The sequence below is a fragment of the Vibrio rubrogenes genome, from assembly GCF_059641415.1.
In genome coordinates this window covers 48,497-66,423 of record NZ_JCARSY010000001.1, presented here as the reverse complement: position 1 = coordinate 66,423, position 17,927 = coordinate 48,497, and the positions used below count along the sequence as shown (strand labels likewise).

At 45.0% G+C, this 17,927-nt stretch carries 16 protein-coding genes; 13 read left to right on the top strand and 3 right to left on the bottom strand.

The window, feature by feature from the left end; genetic code table 11:
• The first annotated feature begins 66 nt into the window (after positions 1-66).
• From AC55NX_RS00300 to AC55NX_RS00285, 4 genes are all read left to right on the top strand, one after another.
• Complete coding sequence (locus AC55NX_RS00300; protein WP_496993954.1) at positions 67-954, top strand: zinc ABC transporter substrate-binding protein; 888 nt, start codon at positions 67-69, stop codon at positions 952-954.
• Between the two features lie 184 nt (positions 955-1,138).
• Complete coding sequence (locus AC55NX_RS00295) at positions 1,139-1,369, top strand: FeoA family protein (protein WP_496993953.1); 231 nt, start codon at positions 1,139-1,141, stop codon at positions 1,367-1,369.
• Positions 1,366-3,651, top strand: coding sequence for a Fe(2+) transporter permease subunit FeoB (gene feoB / locus AC55NX_RS00290; protein WP_496993952.1), 2,286 nt, complete (start codon positions 1,366-1,368; stop codon positions 3,649-3,651). Before AC55NX_RS00295 ends, feoB begins: the two co-directional genes overlap by 4 nt.
• Positions 3,648-3,878, top strand: a complete 231-nt coding sequence (locus AC55NX_RS00285) for a FeoC-like transcriptional regulator (protein WP_496993951.1) — start codon at positions 3,648-3,650, stop codon at positions 3,876-3,878. The genes feoB and AC55NX_RS00285 overlap by 4 nt, the downstream gene beginning before the upstream one ends.
• Position 3,879: 1 nt before the next feature.
• Here AC55NX_RS00285 and AC55NX_RS00280 read toward each other — a convergent pair whose 3' ends face one another.
• A complete protein-coding gene (locus AC55NX_RS00280; RefSeq protein ID WP_496993950.1) occupies positions 3,880-4,308 on the bottom strand; it encodes an HIT domain-containing protein in 429 nt (142 codons plus the stop codon).
• Between the two features lie 251 nt (positions 4,309-4,559).
• Here AC55NX_RS00280 and AC55NX_RS00275 point away from each other — a divergent pair, with 251 nt between their 5' ends.
• On the top strand, positions 4,560-4,979 hold the full coding sequence (locus tag AC55NX_RS00275) for a DoxX family protein (RefSeq protein ID WP_496993949.1): 420 nt from the start codon (positions 4,560-4,562) through the stop codon (positions 4,977-4,979).
• A 79-nt stretch (positions 4,980-5,058) separates the two neighbouring features.
• On the opposite strand, the gene argS is transcribed toward AC55NX_RS00275, so the two are convergent.
• Positions 5,059-6,792: an arginine--tRNA ligase gene (argS, locus tag AC55NX_RS00270; protein ID WP_496993948.1), complete on the bottom strand. Its 1,734-nt coding sequence runs from the start codon at positions 6,790-6,792 to the stop codon at positions 5,059-5,061.
• 196 nt (positions 6,793-6,988) lie between these two features.
• Here argS and AC55NX_RS00265 point away from each other — a divergent pair, with 196 nt between their 5' ends.
• Entirely contained in the window at positions 6,989-7,588 is a 600-nt protein-coding gene (locus AC55NX_RS00265; protein WP_496993947.1) for a VOC family protein, read from the top strand.
• Here the strand turns inward: AC55NX_RS00265 and AC55NX_RS00260 are convergent.
• Complete coding sequence (locus AC55NX_RS00260; RefSeq protein ID WP_496993946.1) at positions 7,585-10,362, bottom strand: insulinase family protein; 2,778 nt, start codon at positions 10,360-10,362, stop codon at positions 7,585-7,587. The two genes, AC55NX_RS00265 and AC55NX_RS00260, sit on opposite strands and share 4 nt — an antisense overlap.
• 235 nt (positions 10,363-10,597) lie before the next feature.
• On the opposite strand from AC55NX_RS00260, the gene sixA reads away from it, so the two are divergent.
• From sixA to AC55NX_RS00225, 7 genes are all read left to right on the top strand, one after another.
• Positions 10,598-11,065, top strand: coding sequence for a phosphohistidine phosphatase SixA (gene sixA / locus AC55NX_RS00255; RefSeq protein ID WP_496993945.1), 468 nt, complete (start codon positions 10,598-10,600; stop codon positions 11,063-11,065).
• A gap of 391 nt (positions 11,066-11,456) precedes the next feature.
• A complete protein-coding gene (gene flhA, locus AC55NX_RS00250) occupies positions 11,457-13,550 on the top strand; it encodes a flagellar biosynthesis protein FlhA (protein ID WP_496993944.1) in 2,094 nt (697 codons plus the stop codon).
• Positions 13,551-13,578: 28 nt separating this feature from the next.
• Positions 13,579-15,087, top strand: a complete 1,509-nt coding sequence (gene flhF, locus AC55NX_RS00245) for a flagellar biosynthesis GTPase FlhF (protein WP_496993943.1) — start codon at positions 13,579-13,581, stop codon at positions 15,085-15,087.
• A 13-nt stretch (positions 15,088-15,100) separates the two neighbouring features.
• Complete coding sequence (locus AC55NX_RS00240) at positions 15,101-15,988, top strand: MinD/ParA family protein (RefSeq protein ID WP_038179946.1); 888 nt, start codon at positions 15,101-15,103, stop codon at positions 15,986-15,988.
• The gene (locus AC55NX_RS00235; protein WP_496993942.1) at positions 15,981-16,715 is read left to right on the top strand and encodes an RNA polymerase sigma factor FliA; all 735 of its coding nucleotides are present in this window, start codon (positions 15,981-15,983) and stop codon (positions 16,713-16,715) included. Before AC55NX_RS00240 ends, AC55NX_RS00235 begins: the two co-directional genes overlap by 8 nt.
• Positions 16,716-16,760: 45 nt before the next feature.
• Positions 16,761-17,129: a chemotaxis response regulator CheY gene (gene cheY / locus AC55NX_RS00230; RefSeq protein ID WP_038179952.1), complete on the top strand. Its 369-nt coding sequence runs from the start codon at positions 16,761-16,763 to the stop codon at positions 17,127-17,129.
• Between the two features lie 70 nt (positions 17,130-17,199).
• On the top strand, positions 17,200-17,922 hold the full coding sequence (locus AC55NX_RS00225; RefSeq protein WP_038179954.1) for a protein phosphatase CheZ: 723 nt from the start codon (positions 17,200-17,202) through the stop codon (positions 17,920-17,922).
• The last annotated feature ends 5 nt before the right edge of the window (positions 17,923-17,927 follow it).

Genomic DNA, 17,927 nt, shown 5'->3' with positions numbered 1-17,927 from the left:
GCAAAATGGTAATGTTATAATATAACATTTGTGACAAATTGAAGCCATAAGTTAGGGATAAATTTCATGAAGTTCTTTCGTCTCACCACATTCATACTACTTTTAAGTCTGTCAGTCCCCGTATGGGCACTTGAAGTGTTAACCAGTATCAAACCGATTCAAATGATTAGTTACGAATTGATGGCAGGTGTGAGCCAACCGGATGTGTTGCTTGCGCCCAATACTTCACCGCATGATTATGCACTTCGTCCTTCGGATGTAAAGCGGATCAAGCAGGCTGATTTGGTTATCTGGTTTGGTGAAGGGCTGGAACCCTTTTTATCGAAAGTATTATCACATCAAACTAATCAATTGATGATTAGCCACATCAAAGATGTACCGTTCAGACATTTTTCTGCATCACATGATGATGATGGGCATCACCATCATGGTAATATCAACCCTCATTTCTGGCTGGGAGTTGAGCAGGTTCGAGTGGTTGCCAAAGCCATTGCTGCGCGTCTGATTCAACAAGATCCTGACCATACCGCACAATATCAGGCAAATTTGACTCATTTTCTGACGCAGTTAACCAAAACGGATAGCCAGATTCAGGCTCAGTTGGCCGCGTATCAGCACTATCCCTATTATGTCTTTCACGATGCATATGAGTATTTTGAAGCTCACTATCATTTGAATAATATCGGTCATTTCACCGTCAGCCCAGAGCGGAAGCCGGGAGCGAAGACTTTGATTGAGATTCGGACCAAACTCAAAGATCAGCCTAACGTCTGTATCTTCTCCGAACCGCAGTTTTTACCATCGGTCATTACCAGTGTGACCCGAGGAACATCGGCTAAAGTCGGGGTTCTTGACCCGTTGGCAACCGATATTCCACTGGCAAAAGAAAGTTATTTCCAGTTTTTAACGACCTTGAGCCAGAGCTATATCAACTGTTTTAAAATGTCGCAATAATTGCAGAAATGACGTGGTATAGCGCTCGCTATACCACGGACGAAAGCCGCCATCATAAATGCTTTGGAGTGTTTCGAAGTATATCCGCTTTTGATCCTTCTCAATAATTTCCCTTGTATTTGCGCGTATACTGAAATCTGATAACGAGAATGCTTCTCATACATCATACCAGTAAGAATTAACCATGAATCTATCTCAGTTAAATCCCGGTCAACGTGCATCGATTTTAGGCTTTCACCAACTTTCTGCTGAAGTTCGAAAGCGCTTGATGATCATGGGGATCTTGCCAGAAACTCCCGTTCTTTTGATTCGAAAAGCACCCATGGGAGACCCGCTTCAGGTTGAAGTTCGTGGTGTTTCTCTGGCGATCAGAGAAAAAATTGCGGCAGCAATTGAAGTGGAGATTATCGGATGAAATACAATATTTTAACGGTCGGTAATCCAAACAGCGGTAAAACAACGCTGTTTAATGGCTTAACTGGTGCGCGTCAGCAGGTTGGGAACTGGGCTGGTGTCACGGTTGAGAAAAAAACTGGTAAATATACCTATTCTGGGAATGAATTCTCTCTCACTGATTTACCGGGCATTTATGCGTTGGATAGTGGCAATGATAGCTACAGTATTGATGAGTCGATTGCATCGCAAGCGGTACTGTCACATTCGGCAGATTTAATTCTGAATGTCGTTGATGTGACCTGTCTTGAGCGAAGTCTGTATATGACCTTGCAGTTGCGCGAACTCGGGCGCCCGATGATCGTTGTGCTCAATAAAATGGATGTGCTCAAAAGAGAGCGTCGCTCGATTGATGTGAAACGATTAGCGCAATTACTGGGATGTCCGGTGTATCCCATTTCAGCCAACAATAAATCTCAGGTGTTGCAGTTGAAAGAGATGCTCGATAAAACCTTGTTACAGGGCTTTACTCTCAATGAATTGCAACTGGACTATGGCCATCAATTTGAGTCGATGATTGAGACCGCAACCCCAGTGTTTTTATTGCAAACAGGCACGTCACAAGCTGTTTCTCCCCGGGCTCTCGCAATTCGTGCGCTGGGCGGTGACACACTCATCACCAATCTTTTATCTGAATCAGCCCGACGACAATTGAATGATTTGCAACTGAACAACTTGCTGGATATTGACTTGCATGTCGCCAATGTCAAATACACATGGTTACATGAGCAATGTCAGGATGTTCGTCGTGAGCAAGGTGTATTGGGGCATAGTTTCACCAAACGTGTCGATCAGGTGGTACTCAATAAGTGGGTTGGTATTCCTTTCTTCTTTCTTGTGATGTACCTGATGTTTATGTTCTCGATTAATATCGGGAGTGCTTTTATCGATTTCTTTGATATTTCTGTTGGCGCTTTACTGGTTGATGGTGGTCATGCTTTATTGGATCAACACCTCCCGGTATGGCTGGCCACGTTGTTAGCTGATGGGCTTGGTGGAGGGATCCAAACGGTCGCTACCTTCATTCCCGTGATTGCTTGCCTTTATCTGTTTTTAGCGGTACTGGAAAGCTCAGGGTATATGGCTCGGGCTGCGTTCGTACTCGACAAAGTGATGCAGAAAATCGGTCTGCCGGGTAAAGCTTTTGTACCGCTTATTCTGGGGTTCGGTTGTAATGTTCCTTCGATTATGGCGACACGGACCTTGGATCGGGAAAGAGAAAGACGATTGTCTGCTGCCATGGCTCCTTTTATGTCTTGTGGAGCCCGGTTGCCAGTTTATGCGTTATTAGCTGCGGCTTTTTTTCCTCATAGTGGTCAGAATGTTGTCTTTTCGCTTTATCTATTAGGGATTATTGCTGCGGTATTCACTGGTATTGTATTACGACATACGATCTACCCCGGCAGTAGTGAAAGTATGGTGATGGAAATACCGGACTATGAATTACCGACGCTACAAAATATTTTGATCAAAACATGGCAAAAATTAAAACGGTTTGTATTAGGTGCAGGAAAGACCATTGTCGTTGTGGTGACAATTCTGAGTTTTTTAAATTCGGTCGGATCTGACGGTAGTTTCGGTCATGAAAACAGTGATACATCTGTGTTGTCGAAGGTATCACAACGCGTTACACCTCTGTTCGCACCGATTGGAATACAACCAGAAAATTGGCCGGCAACCGTTGGGATTGTAACGGGTATTTTTGCCAAAGAAGCTGTGGTCGGTACGCTGAATAACCTGTATTCCTCGCAGTCTGATGAAACCAATGATTTTGACCTGCTGGCGAGCTTGAAAGAAGCGCTGCAAACCATCCCTGATAACCTGATATCTTTGAGTTTTTCTGATCCTCTGGGCATTGAAATCGGAGATTTATCTGATACTCAATTGGCCGCTGAAGCACAGGATGTGGATTCATCGATATACAGTAATCTGCAATATTACTTTCAAAGTCATTCCGCAGCGTTTGCGTACCTGATTTTTATTTTACTCTATACGCCTTGTGTGGCAGCTATGGGAGCTTATGTCAGAGAGTTTGGGGTCCGATATGCCAGATTTATTGCTGTCTGGACCTTTGGGTTGGCCTACTGTTCGGCAACATTTTTCTACCAAGCGATGAATATCATGCAACATCCGCTACAAAGTATGCTGTGGATGACGTTCATCCTGCTCGGTGGGTGGGGGTTATATCGTTTGTTGAAGCATCAAGGCGATGTGATTAAAAAGTTTGAGCGTCAAATTGTATGATTCTGAATGAGCTGAAAAGTTATCTGGAACAGCATGGCACGACCAGCGGTGCAACCTTAGCACGTCATTTTCGAATTAGCGAAGATGGTGTTGATGCCATGCTCGGCATTTGGGTCAAAAAAGGGATCATTTCCCGTTTTGTTGATACTAGCAAAAATGGTGAAGTTCGGCGCATTCGTTATGCGGTGAATCCGCCTCAGACACTGTCGCTGACAGCGATTCTTTGAGCTAAGCCGATGTGAAAATGCCCGACTGAGCCAATGACGTTTTTAGTAAATTGGCCATATGTTGCTGGGCCGCATCACTTCTGCGGGTTCCCGTCGTATTGCCCCAGATAGGCCCGGGCCATGCTTCATCATCAGTAAATCTTGCAACATGGTGATAGTGGAGCTGAGGGACCATATTGCCCAAGGCACCGAGATTGATTTTATCAGGATGATACTGAGACTCTAAAATCTGACTCACCCATTGAGACTCAATCAGGAATTGTTGCTGATCTGCCATCGGTAAATGGTGGAACTCTTTAATTCCGGCTCGTTTCGGGACCAAAATTACCCATGGCACTGCTTGATCCCAATGTAACAACACGAGAGAAAGCGGGAAATCACCAAGGTAAGTTGTATCTTGTTGTAATTGTGGATGGAGTTCGAAACTCATTGCATGGTACCTACGATAAAATGGAACTGAGTGAGGATAGCACATCTTCATGACGGATACGTTCAATTCATTGATTATAGCGAAATGGCTTATTGATTTTTGAAGTGATGGAAGAGCATGAATATCTAATACTTTGATTTAGATTAGTATTTTTGTTCGATTTTTTTGATGAAGATGATGGAAAATGCACCAAGGTTTTCTCAATTGTTACCGATATACTGAGAATAAGAACGATTGATTTGGAGTAATTGATGAATAGTTTAATCCGTAAGTTTGAAGCAGGAATGAATCATCCTGATACTGCTAAGTTGATTCTCAGAGTGAGTTTTGGCTTAATGTTTCTATTACACGGTATTCATAAAATATATGATGGAACCGCATTTATTCAGGGGATGTTTGTTGATATCGGTCTGCCGGGATTTTTTGCCTATGCAGTCTATTTGGGAGAAGTGATTGCTCCGATTATGATTGTTTTAGGTCTGTTTACCCGTTTTGCTGCAACTGCCGTGATAGGAACTTCAATTGTCGTTATCGGCCTGATGCACCGGGATAATTTCTTCTCATTGAATGAATATGGCGCTTGGGCTGTTGAAGATATCGCGACCTATTTGTTTGCATCTATTACTATTTTACTTCTAGGATCAGGCAAGTATGCCATGCGTCCAGATTAAAACGAGATAAGACGAAACGATAACGTGTCATAAAAAAACCCAGTGGAATTGCTGGGTTTTTTGTCTGATTCTGATAATTTTACATCCGTTCCAGTGTTTGAATCCCTAACAGATTTAAACCCTGTTGAATGGTTTTTGCCGTGAGAGCTGCAAGTTTCAGACGGCTGTTTCGCGTCGCTTCGTCGGCTGCCGATAGAATAGGGCAAGCCTCATAGAAGCTGGAGAACTGGCCTGCCAATTCAAACAGGTAGGCACACATTAAGTGTGGCTGACCTTCACGGGCGACAGATTGAATGGTTTCTTCAAACTGTAATAGCTTGGTGATCATCAATTTTTCTTTCTCGTCGCTAATCCGAAGCTCGCCATTGAGGTTATCCATGGTGATACCAGCTTTAGAGAAAATTGAAGCAACTCGTGTATAAGCATACTGCATGTAAGGTGCTGTGTTGCCTTCAAAGGCGAGCATGTTGTCCCAATCGAATATGTAGTCAGTGGTCCGGTGTTTTGACAGATCCGCATATTTCACAGCGGCCATCGCAACGGTTTTGGCGATTTTCATTTTTTCGTCTTGAGCCAGTTCCGGATTCTTACTGTCAATTAGTCGAATTGCACGATCTTCCGCTTCATCCAGCAGATCGGTCAGGCGGACTGTTCCACCAGCCCGGGTTTTAAATGGGCGTCCATCTTTGCCCAGCATCATACCGAAAGCATGATGCTCCAGTGAGACGCTATCCGGGATATAACCGGCCTTCCGGACAATTGTCCAGGCTTGCTGTAGATGCTGATGCTGACGCGAGTCGATAAAATATAAGACTCGGTCAGCTCCCAGTTGTTCATAACGGTACTTGGCACAAGCAATATCGGTTGTTGTATAGAGGTAACCACCGTCACGTTTCTGAATGATCACACCCATCGGCTCACCGTCTTTATTCTTGTACTCATCAAGAAATACGACTTGGGCGCCATCATCTTCTTGCGCTAAACCTTGTGCTTTGAGATCAGCAACAACTTCCGCAAGCATGGCGTTATACATGCTCTCTCCCATGACATCATCACGGGTCAATGAAACATTGAGCCGGTCATAATTGATCTGATTTTGAGTCATGGTGATATCGACCAATTTCTTCCACATCTGAGTGCAGAATGCGTCGCCGCTTTGCAGTTTTACTACGTAGCTTCTGGCTTTTTCAGCAAAAGCTTCGTCTTGATCATAGCGTTGCTTAGACTCGCGGTAGAATGCTTCCAGATCTGCAAGTGCCATCGATGGGGTATCGTCATTTTGCTGAACGCGCTCCAGATTGGCAATCAACATACCAAATTGAGTTCCCCAGTCCCCGATATGGTTGGCCCGAATGACTTTATGGCCCAAAAATTCAAGGGTACGGACGACGGCATCACCAATAATCGTTGAGCGGAGGTGACCAACGTGCATCTCTTTTGCGACATTCGGTGCAGAGTAATCAGCGACGATAGTTTGCGGTGTTTCTTGTGCGACGCCAAGTCGTGGATCAGCCAGCGCTTGTTCGGCCTGTTGCGCCAAAAATGTTTCGCTGAGGAATATATTGATGAACCCCGGCCCGGCAATTTCAGTTTTGCTGGCAATTCCTTCCAGATCAAGTGCATCGAGTACTTTTTGAGCAAACTCGCGTGGATTGGTACCCAGTTTTTTGGCAACCCCCATTACACCATTGGCTTGATAATCACCAAACTGTGACTTTGCGGACTGGCGGACAGCGGCTGGGCTGCCGGCAGGCGCGCCTGCGGCTTCAAGTGCTTGAGATACTTTATCGTTTATCAATGCTTGGATATTCACGTACTTATCCTTCACTTCTAGGAATTGTCTGCTGTGTATCATTCAATGGTGATACACATCTCGATCGGGTTCAAAAATTGGCGCACATAATAGCAATTTTATTATCACTCTTATAGAGAAAAGCGCCTGAATTTTTCTACTTTCCACCAGATCCTGTTAGGATTCAACTAGTCTTTCAATCGATGATGATAGCCAAATGCATTCTCTTCTTACCACAAACCGTCTTATGCCAACACAAATGTATCAAGATGTGACGGCTTTTATTGATAAAATCAGTGCTCTATGTGACGTATTGCAATTGGATTTAACCGCGTTCCAACTGGATCATATTGCCATGCGTGTCAATGATTGGCAGCTTGCTGAAGCAGCCCATCAGGTTTGGTTAAATGAAGGAATGGAAATCTCATCGGCACAAATTAACGGGCGGCCCATTATTGTGATTGCGCTGGAGAACCCGATCATGCTCGGAAGATGGTCAACAGACTATTTGGAATTACCCTATCCGGTGAAAGGGAAGTCTCATCCCCGTCAAGGATGGGAACATGTGGAATTTGTGATTCCCTCCAGCGCGACGAACGTCGATGATTTTTTGCAGGATATTTGGCAGCGTTTCCCAGCTCTGGAACAGATGTGGCCGACATTAGAACAACAAGGTATTGCGGTAAAATGTTCCGCGCCAAAAGGAGAGGGGGAGCGCTTGGCAAACCCGACAATTGCTTTTCGTCAGGGAGATATTTGCCTCAAGTTGCATCCCCACTCACTGGCACAAGTGATTGCTTCAGAACATCAAATCTAGCCGAGTTCGTAAGCTTTCGGCATAAGTTGAAATGCTTCAATGGAGCCAATTTCTCGACCCAGAGTAAGCTGCTCGGCATCATGGTGCGCATTGCCCTGAGTGTGCATGATAAGGCGATTGGCCGTTCTGGGTTTCAGTTCATTGACAACAAAGCGGATCATATCTGAACGCGACAGTTGTTTCAGTTCCTGCAACACGAGTTCTCGTTGATTAAATTGGAGGTCTTTATTCCCGATCGCGACCCAAAAGCGTTGTGCCCGACTTCTGAGGGTTGGATCCGGAATGGCAATTTGGTTGAACAAACCTCGTTTGCTGCTGTGCCATTGGTATTCGTTCAGTTCCAGTAAAACCAGATAAAAGGCATTGAGAAATTCATCAATCGAGGCGATTAAATCCACCGGTGCTGCATGAGGAGATTGCACATACATCACGATTCCCGGATGGCGATTCAGAGGAAGATTTCCTGTCCCTACCATATAACCGAGCTGCTGTTTGGTCCTGATTTCATGGAAAAAGGTTGCAGACATCAAGTGATTGGCTAAAGAGTAAAGTGCCACGCTTTTAGGCGAAATATCAGTACATTGATAGTACAACACGACAGCGGAATCATCCTGATCACAGAACACTTCCCGGCGGAAAGTACCTTGTTTACCCAACATGACCAAAGGACGAAGTGACTCTTCGTAACGTTGATCGCGAACGTGCAACGCTTGAATTAACTGCTGCCCGATTTGCAATGCATCCGATTTTCTCCAGTCACCATAAATGAACATCTCTACATGGAGTTGAGATAACATCTGATCGACAAACGGTGCCAGTTCCTGAACTTTGATGGTTTGCAGTGCTTCCAACAAGCTTTCATAAGGCGGGTTATTCGGCTGTAACAACCCGGTCATTGCATTGAACAACTGTGAAATCGGACGATCTTTTGCCGCATTTCGCCAGCTCCGTTCCAGTTGGTTTTTAACGGACATAAAGCGATGTTCACTGAATTCTCTTTTTTTGAAACGATCGAGAATTAATGCCAATAGTTCAGGTTGTTTCTGACTGAAACCAGAAATAGACAGCGTTACCCCACCTTGATGGGTATACATGTTATATCCCATCCCGGCAATTTCTGCCGGATAAGTCTCTTTCGCCAGTGAGTCGAGAAAAATCTCAACACACAAACGGGTCATGACGATATTGCGAGGACTCTGCACAGCATAAGGGCTATCAATGGCGACATAGATAACGCCTTTGGGAACTAAGAATTCCTGATCTTGCATATGCCACAGGCGAAATCCGTCACTTTCCTGAATGATTTGTGGTTGATCATCATCAGACTCGATCGATTTCGGCTGTAATCCGTGGCAGATGAAAGGATTGGGCCCGGGCAGTGTCATGCTGAGTGCTGACTGAGTCTGATGAAAATAGGCGAATTGAGCTTCAGTAAAAGGAGTCACTGAATATGGGGTGTAATACCAATTTGCGGTTTGGTCGTAATCGCCTCCCTGAGCCAATAGCGTCGCTCTGAGATTTTCTGGCACAAACTGATCGATAATCCCTCTGAACAGCGTCTCATCATAGCCTTGCATCATATAATCGCCATAGATGGTATCCTCTTCTTGGTAATGCTGCATATTCATCACCAGATGACTGACTATATCCAACGGGCGAGGAACTTCTTGATAACGGAACGTTGCTTCAAGCACCGCTTTTTTCTCTTCATAACGCCAAGCTTGCAGTCCTTGTTCCCGGATCAGGTTGATATAGCTGAAAACGGCCTGAATAATCGCGTCAACGGACGTAATCCCTGTTTCTGTGAGCAACATACTGATGGTAAATTCGCGGTAGTTACTGCCGCTGGTGCCACCACCGGCTGAAAGGCTCGTGATCCATCCTTTGTCTCTCAGCGCTTGGGTGAGACTGTCTTTTCCTTCATAGCCGAGTAAGTGTGCAAAATAAGACAGCGGCTTTTGCTGATAATAAATATCCATGCAGGGTAATGGAAAGGACAAAAACAGTTTACGGATGTCTTTGAGGGGCTCTACTTCAATCAGCAGTCCGGTGTGTTGGCGTGTGACATAGGGCTCCTGAACGGTCTTCCCCCGACGTTGCTGATTCATGACGTTTGCAAATCGTTGTGTGACCCATAGTTCCTGTATATCGAGTGGCTCGGGAGCGATGACCGCCAACGTCATCAAATCAGCAGAATAGTGTTCACGGTGGAACTGCACGATTTCTTTACGAATACTGACCTGATTACGATCTGACAGGGTCTGTTCGTTCCCTACAGAAAACTTAGTGAAAGGATGCTGTGGATGAATCGTTTCTTTGTGCACCTGATAAAGGCGGCGGATATCATCATTGAGTTTGAGTTTATATTCCGATTCAATGGCTTGGCGCTCTTTGTCGAGAGATTCTTCATTAAACAGTGGTGCAGTAAAAAATTGAGCGAAGCGATCCAGTGCCTTTTCAAAGGCTGAAGTCGCAACGTCAAAAAAGAAACAACTATGCTCAGTCCCTGTCCAAGCATTGTGTGTTCCACCATGTTGATTGATGAAATTTTGAAATTCGCCGGAGTTGGGGTATTTTTCCGTGCCTAAAAATAGCATATGCTCTAGGTAATGTGCTAAACCTTCACGATCGGTAGGGTCATCAAAGTGTCCGACGTTGATTGCCAGAGCAGCTGCACTTTTGGGTGCATTGGGGTCACAAATCAATAGCACCCGAAGTTGGTTTGGTAAGGTGATATATCGGTAACTATTTGTATCATTTGGACTGATATGCACGAGACATGCCTCCAGACGTGGCTAGGGAATCGATTATTAGTATGACGTTGAAAACTGACGCCGCCAACCTCAGATAACAATTTTATGAATAAAATGTTATTTTAATTTGCTCAATTCAAGTGAAGCAGCCAATATAGAGTTGAGGTTTCTCTAACGACGAAAATCAGGACTTGGCTATATTGAGTGAGTATGAACTCACCTGTGAGTTTAATGGTGTATTTAAGGTAGCCATCATATGAAAATTTTTATTATGCGTCATGGAGAAGCGGGATATTGCGCGACAGGTGATGCGGATCGGCCTTTGACCGAACTTGGGAAGAGTGAGTCGGTTTCAGTGATGAAACAGGCGAATGACATACAGAAAATCAGCGTCGATAAAGTGTTGATTAGCCCTTATCTTCGAGCGCAAGAAACATGGCGAGAAATTGCTGCTTATGTTGAGGCTCGCAGTATCGAAACTTGTGACGATATAACGCCTTACGGAAAATCAGATCGGGTGTTCGATTATTTGATGGCTTTGGCTGATATTGAACGAGCCAATTCATTTTTTCTTGTCTCCCACTTACCTTTGGTCGGCTACTTGACCAGTGAGTTCGTCAGAGACATGCCGGCTCCGATGTTCCCAACATCCGGATTGGCTTGTCTTGATTACGTACCTGAGACACAGCAGGGTGAATTATTATGGCGTCTTGCGCCGAAATAGTTTGCCGCTGATAGTGGGTCGAGACGGGTTTACAGACCTTTGTCAGAAAGGGAGGGACATTGATGCGGTATGTTCCACCCGATCTGGCGTCAATGTCATGCTTCCTGAGTAATTGATTCCCTATCTTTGTTGTGTATCTTCTGATGACCCCACGTCGGACTGACTGATATGGCGCAGTTTCTGTGCTCTATTCGTTTTGTTGGGCAATATTATTCTGTGGTTCATCGATATCATTACCTACAGTGACCCGAGTTATGGCCTTATCTGCGAGCCATAAATTTGACATGTTTATGGTGCAATTATTGCATGAAGCGAGAAATCCAGAAATTCCCAACGACGGCCTGATGTTCAGGCACTTCAACTCCCAACAGAGAATTATGAACGGTCATCTATGAAGTTTACGCTGCCATTTGCTGACAAATTACCCCCCATTCCACGGAGAACGATCCCTGCTATCGGTGCTCCTGTCATGGTACTTGCGACGCTGGGGATGGTGGTTTTACCGATCCCGGCATTTATGTTGGACCTCTTTTTTACGTTTAACATTGCTTTGTCGATGGTCGTCTTGCTGGTGACCGTATATACGCGCAGACCACTCGACTTCGCTGCATTCCCTTCTGTACTGCTGATTGCAACGTTATTGCGTTTGGCATTGAACGTTGCATCGACTCGGGTGGTTTTATTGTATGGTCATGGTGGCCCGGGAGCTGCCGGTAGTGTGATCGAAGCATTCGGTAGTGTGGTGATTGGTGGGAACTATGCTGTGGGTCTGGTGGTTTTCCTGATTTTGATGATTATTAACTTTATGGTTGTCACCAAAGGGGCCGGACGGATTTCTGAAGTAAGTGCTCGCTTTACGTTGGATGCTTTGCCCGGGAAACAGATGGCCATTGATGCTGATTTGAATGCGGGGTTGATTGATCAGGAACAAGCACGTCTTCGTCGGTTTGAAGTGACCAAAGAAGCAGACTTTTACGGTTCGATGGATGGTGCTTCAAAGTTTGTGAAAGGTGATGCGATTGCGGGAATTCTCATCCTATTCATCAACATTGTTGGTGGATTGACAATTGGGATGATTCAGTATGACCTGAATTTCGGTGAGGCGATTCAGATATATACCTTGTTGACCATTGGTGACGGTCTGGTTGCTCAAATTCCGTCATTGCTCCTATCTATCGGTGCCGCGATTATGGTTACGCGTCAAAATACCGATGAGGATATGGGGCAGCAAGTGATCTTCCAGCTGTTCGATAATCCGAAAGCACTCATGATTACGGCTGCAATTCTAGGTGTAATGGGAATTGTGCCCGGTATGCCTCATTTCTCTTTCTTGCTACTGGCTTCTCTGGCTGGTGGCGGGGCTTATCTCTTACGTAAAAAGCAACACAAAGCCGCTGAAGACAAGAAATTACCTGCAGAAATGGATACTGAGTCTCCGAGATTAAAAGAGCTGTCTTGGGATGATGTTCAGCCGGTTGATATTATTGGTTTGGAGGTCGGCTATCGGTTAATTCCGTTGGTGGATCGTGATCAAGGCGGAGAACTATTGGAGCGGGTAAAAGGGGTCAGAAAAAAACTATCACAAGATTTTGGTTTTCTGATTCCGCCCGTTCATATTCGGGATAATCTCGAGTTAACCCCGAACAGTTACCGGATTACTTTGATGGGGGTTGCTGTCGGGGAAGCAGAGATTCGGCCTGATCAGGAATTGGCGATCAATCCGGGGCAAGTCTATGGACTGATTGATGGCGAGCAGACCTTTGACCCTGCGTTTGGTTTAGAAGCGGTTTGGATTCGTGAGGATCAGCGGGAACACGCTCAGGCATTGGGTTATACCGTAGTCGATTCATCGACGGTATTAGCGACCCACTTGAGTCAGTTACTGACGAATAATGCTGCCCAGCTGATCGGTCACGAAGAGGTTCAGAATTTGTTGGAGATGTTATCGCGTAGTGCTCCAAAACTAGTTGAAAATTTTGTGCCGGACCAACTGCCATTGGGCACGGTGGTCAAGGTTCTGCAAAATTTATTAAATGAGGCGATCCCGATTCGCGACATCCGTACCATTGTTCAAACCCTTGCAGAATATTCTGGGAAGAGTCAAGAACCTGACATTTTGACGGCTGCTGTTCGGATTGCTCTGCGACGTCTAATTGTTCAGGAAATCAATGGTATAGATCCTGAATTGCCGGTGATTACGTTGATTCCTGAATTGGAACAATTATTGCATCAGACTATGCAAGCGTCAGGTGGCGAGTCTGCGGGGATTGAACCCGGCCTCGCTGAACGACTTCAATCTTCTTTGAGTCAGGCGACTCAGGAACAAGAGTTGAAAGGTGAGCCAGCTGTTTTACTCACATCCGGTGTGCTGCGTGCCACACTGGCTAAATTTGTGAAAAATACGATACCCAACTTGCGCGTGCTTTCTTATCAAGAGATTCCTGATGAGAAACAGATTCGAATTGTGCAGGCTGTCGGTAACTAGCAGATAAACATGATGGTGGGTTGCTGCTTTGAAGATAAAACGATTTTTTGCTAAAGACATGAAAACAGCATTACTTCAAGTGAAAGAAGAACTTGGGGTCGATGCGGTGATCATGTCTAATAAAAAAGTTGCAGGTGGGGTAGAAATCGTTGCTGCGGTTGACAGCGACACTGTCGCTCCCAAAACACAAGTTCACGGTTATAATTCTCAACCGCGTTACCGGGATGCGCCTTCACCTTCAGTCGGTTCATCAGGACGACGTGAGTTAGAAGAAGACCGCGTCCAACTTGGTCAGCGTACTGCGGCGACGCTTCAGAAACCACAACGGCAACAACAGCCGTCAAGTCAACGTGATTCCATGACCAACCGTTTTGCCAATTTACTGAAACAGTACACGCCAGCTCAGTCAGACGAAGAGCCGGTTCGTGAAGATTCGTTATCATCTCTGTTACAGCGTCAGGCAAAAGAAAAGAATGTTTCAGCGAGCAATACTTCTTCACGCCACGGGGTTCACTCGCCCGTCAGTCGATGGGAAGAGCGAGAAGAACCTCACAAGCCTCAATTGGATCCTTCTCGTTATGAACGTCGCCACAAACGTGAAGAAGACGTTCAGAATTCACAGGATTTTGAGTTGATGAAAGAAGATATCAATTCGATTCGTCGTCTTCTGGAACATCAGGTTTCCGGTTTAATGTGGCAGGAGGTTGAGCGTCGAGAGCCGCTCCGAGCCATGTTAATCAAGCGATTGTCTCGGATGGGGCTATCACTGGAACTGGCGGATCAGCTTGCGTGTTATATACCGGAGGATACACCACCACCCAAAGCATGGCGTGCTTTGCTTGGATTAGTGTCGGATCAAATTCCGGTGGTCAATCAGGATATTTTAAAGCGAGGCGGAATTGTCGCCTTACTCGGACCGACTGGTGTCGGGAAAACGACAACCGTTGCAAAATTGGCTGCCAGAGCAGCAATGGAATACGGTTCGGATAATGTCGCGCTGGTAACAACGGATACTTATCGTATTGGTGCCCACGAGCAGTTAGCGATATATGGCAGAATTATGGGATGCCCTGTAAAAGTTGCTAAAGATTCCAACGAGTTAGCCGATGTAGTTCAACAGTTACGAAATCGACGTCTGATTCTTGTGGATACAGCAGGTATGGGCCAACGAGATGTGCGCTTGTCTGAACAACTTGACACTTTAATGCAGGATCGCGGTGGTGTGATCAAAAGTTATTTAGTTTTACCAGCAACAGCACAAAGAAAGGTACTTCAGGAAACCATTGACCACTTCAGACGAATCCCCTTATCCGGATGCATCATGACTAAATTAGATGAATCCCTGAGTTTGGGAGAGTTTGTGAGTGTGGTGGTAGAAAATGCGTTACCAGTCGCTTATATCGCGAATGGCCAGCGTGTCCCTGAAGATATTGTGATTGCTCAGCCAAAATATATGGTAGCGAAAGCGAACGAATTGCTAGAGAAGTCGGCTGACAATGAGCCTCACTACTGGAGCAGTGACTCAGAGAGAATCTAGGCGGCGAATAGATATGACAGATAAAATGATTTTCGACCAAGCAAGCGGCCTGCGCCGTTTAAGCCAACCAACACTGACGAAAGTGATTGCAGTGACGGGTGGAAAGGGTGGCGTTGGAAAAACCAACGTAACTTTGGGTATGGCAATGAGTATGGCTCGTCAGGGCAAAAAGGTGATGGTACTTGATGCTGACCTGGGATTGGCAAACGTAGATGTCATGTTAGGTATTCGTCCCAAAAAAAATCTGGGGCATGTCCTAGCTGGTGAGTGTGAGCTAAAAGATGCTATCGTTGAAGGGCCATATGGGATTAGAATTATCCCAGCGACTTCGGGCACTAAGTCCATGGTTGAATTATCTCATGCGCAGCATATCGGATTAATTCGGGCATTTGGCAGTCTGGAAGAAGAAATGGACGTGCTGTTGGTTGACACGGCGGCCGGTATTTCTGATATGGTTGTGAGCTTCGCCCGAGCAGCTCAGGATGTTGTTGTCGTTGTGTGTGATGAACCAACGTCAATTACCGATGCTTATGCTTTAATTAAGTTACTGAGCCGTGAGCATCAGGTGCCGCGTTTTAAGATTGTTGCAAACATGGTGCGGAGTTATCGGGAAGGGCGTGAGTTGTTCGCGAAGTTGACCTTAGTCACAGAGCGGTTCCTGAATGTCGGTATAGAACTCGTCGCATGTATACCTTTAGACGATAATGTACGTCAAGCTGTGAAAAAACAGAAAATCGTTGTTGATGCATTTCCACGTTCACCGGCATCTCTTGCGATTAGCTCTTTGGCGAATAAAGCATTAACATGGCCGATACCCAAAACACCGAGCGGCCATTTGGAATTTTTTGTTGAACGGTTGCTAAATCGAACTGAAATAGTAGGGGAACCTTTTGGTGAATAAGGCGCTGACGTACGATCAATATGGAAATATCAATAATCAGCAGGCTTTTCTGGAAAAGTATTCTGTATTGGTTAAGCGTATCGCACACCACTTGATCGGACGGTTGCCACCGAGCGTTCAGGTCGAAGATTTAATTCAAGCGGGAATGATCGGACTACTCGAAGCGCAAAAAAACTATGATAATAGTAAAGGTGCTAGTTTTGAAACTTATGCGGGGATCCGTATTCGGGGGGCTATGCTGGATGATATTCGTCGTGGAGACTGGGTTCCTCGATCCGTTCATAAATATAATCGTGAGATCAGCCAAGCAATTTCGATACTTGAAGGTGAATTAAATCGCGCACCGACCGATACAGAAGTTGCTAAGTATCTAGGAATGTCGTTAGATCAATATCATAGCGTCGTTACTGATATAAACAGTTCTCGGATTGTTGGTATCGAAGATTTAGGGGTTTCTGATGACGCGATATCACCTTTTGATAGTGATGATGATAACTCACCATTTAAAGGTGTTGCTGACGAATCATTTCGTAAAGCATTGGTTGAATCAATAAAATCGCTTCCTGAACGTGAAGCTTTGGTACTTTCGCTCTATTATGATGAAGAGCTAAACTTAAAAGAAATTGGTGAAGTACTTGGTGTAAGTGAGTCTCGCGTAAGCCAAATATTAAGCCAAACTATGCAGCGTTTGAGAACAAAGCTGCGTTCTTGGACACAAAATGACTAAATATCACTGATCTCATACTCAGTGGAGGCAATTTTGAATAAAAACATGAAAATCCTTATTGTTGACGATTTTTCAACAATGCGCCGAATAGTGAAAAACCTGCTCCGCGACTTGGGTTTTAATAATACTCAAGAAGCTGATGACGGGTTAACGGCTTTGCCTATGCTTAAGAAAGGTGATTTTGACTTTGTCGTGACCGACTGGAATATGCCGGGAATGCAAGGGATTGATTTACTGAAACACATTCGTTCTGATGAGGAGCTGAAGCACCTTCCTGTGTTGATGATCACAGCCGAAGCGAAGCGTGAGCAAATTATTGAAGCGGCTCAGGCAGGCGTGAATGGCTATATTGTCAAACCATTTACAGCGGCTACGCTTAAGGAAAAGTTGGATAAAATCTTTGAGCGTTTATAAGTCTTGAACTTTGATCTGAGTATCTGATCAGGTAAGAGAAACATTTATTCGCGTATAAAGGCTCTTCAGGATGATTGAATTAGAACAAGCACAACAGCTCGTCCATTTATTGGAAAGCGGCAAAAAAGAAGAAGCTAATGCATTATTGGTGAGTATATATAAGGCTAAGTCTGCTGATCCTATGTTTCGGCAGATTGGTGAGCTGACCCGAGAACTGCATGAATCGATAAAGGAATTCACCATCGATGAACGGATGAGTGAGATTGCGACGGCTGAAATTCCTGATGCAAAAGATCGCCTCCAGTATGTCATTTCCAAAACTGAGGTTGCTGCTAACAAAACGATGGATGCTGTTGATCGCTGTATGCCTATCGCTGATCAATTGCATCAGACGCTATTGGATGTTCGTCCTCAATGGAATGAGCTCATGAAAGGCCGAATCGCATTAGATGAGTTTAAAGCGCTCTGCCATAGAATTGACGATCTACTCAGCCAGATTGAAGGTGATAGTTCGGAATTACGTGGTGAGTTGATGGACATTCTTATGGCTCAAGATTTCCAAGACCTGACAGGACAGATTATTCGGCGGGTTATCACACTGGTTAATGAAGTCGAGCAGCGATTGGTTGATATTCTTACCGTGTTTGGAACAGAGCAATCAGAACAACAAGAAGATAAGACAAAACATCAGTCTACTGATCCTGAGGGGCCAATTTTGAATCCTCATGAAAGAAGTGATGCTGTTTCATCTCAAGACGAAGTTGACGATTTGTTATCGAGTCTTGGTTTTTAGAGGTG

Coding starts and splice junctions, on each gene's coding strand:
- AC55NX_RS00300 (WP_496993954.1), top strand. CDS start 67: ATGAAGTTCTTTCGTCTCACCACATTCATACTACTTTTAAGTCTGTCA.
- AC55NX_RS00295 (WP_496993953.1), top strand. CDS start 1,139: ATGAATCTATCTCAGTTAAATCCCGGTCAACGTGCATCGATTTTAGGC.
- feoB (WP_496993952.1), top strand. CDS start 1,366: ATGAAATACAATATTTTAACGGTCGGTAATCCAAACAGCGGTAAAACA.
- AC55NX_RS00285 (WP_496993951.1), top strand. CDS start 3,648: ATGATTCTGAATGAGCTGAAAAGTTATCTGGAACAGCATGGCACGACC.
- AC55NX_RS00280 (WP_496993950.1), bottom strand. CDS start 4,308: ATGAGTTTCGAACTCCATCCACAATTACAACAAGATACAACTTACCTT.
- AC55NX_RS00275 (WP_496993949.1), top strand. CDS start 4,560: ATGAATAGTTTAATCCGTAAGTTTGAAGCAGGAATGAATCATCCTGAT.
- AC55NX_RS00265 (WP_496993947.1), top strand. CDS start 6,989: ATGCATTCTCTTCTTACCACAAACCGTCTTATGCCAACACAAATGTAT.
- sixA (WP_496993945.1), top strand. CDS start 10,598: ATGAAAATTTTTATTATGCGTCATGGAGAAGCGGGATATTGCGCGACA.
- flhA (WP_496993944.1), top strand. CDS start 11,457: ATGAAGTTTACGCTGCCATTTGCTGACAAATTACCCCCCATTCCACGG.
- AC55NX_RS00240 (WP_038179946.1), top strand. CDS start 15,101: ATGACAGATAAAATGATTTTCGACCAAGCAAGCGGCCTGCGCCGTTTA.
- cheY (WP_038179952.1), top strand. CDS start 16,761: ATGAAAATCCTTATTGTTGACGATTTTTCAACAATGCGCCGAATAGTG.
- AC55NX_RS00225 (WP_038179954.1), top strand. CDS start 17,200: ATGATTGAATTAGAACAAGCACAACAGCTCGTCCATTTATTGGAAAGC.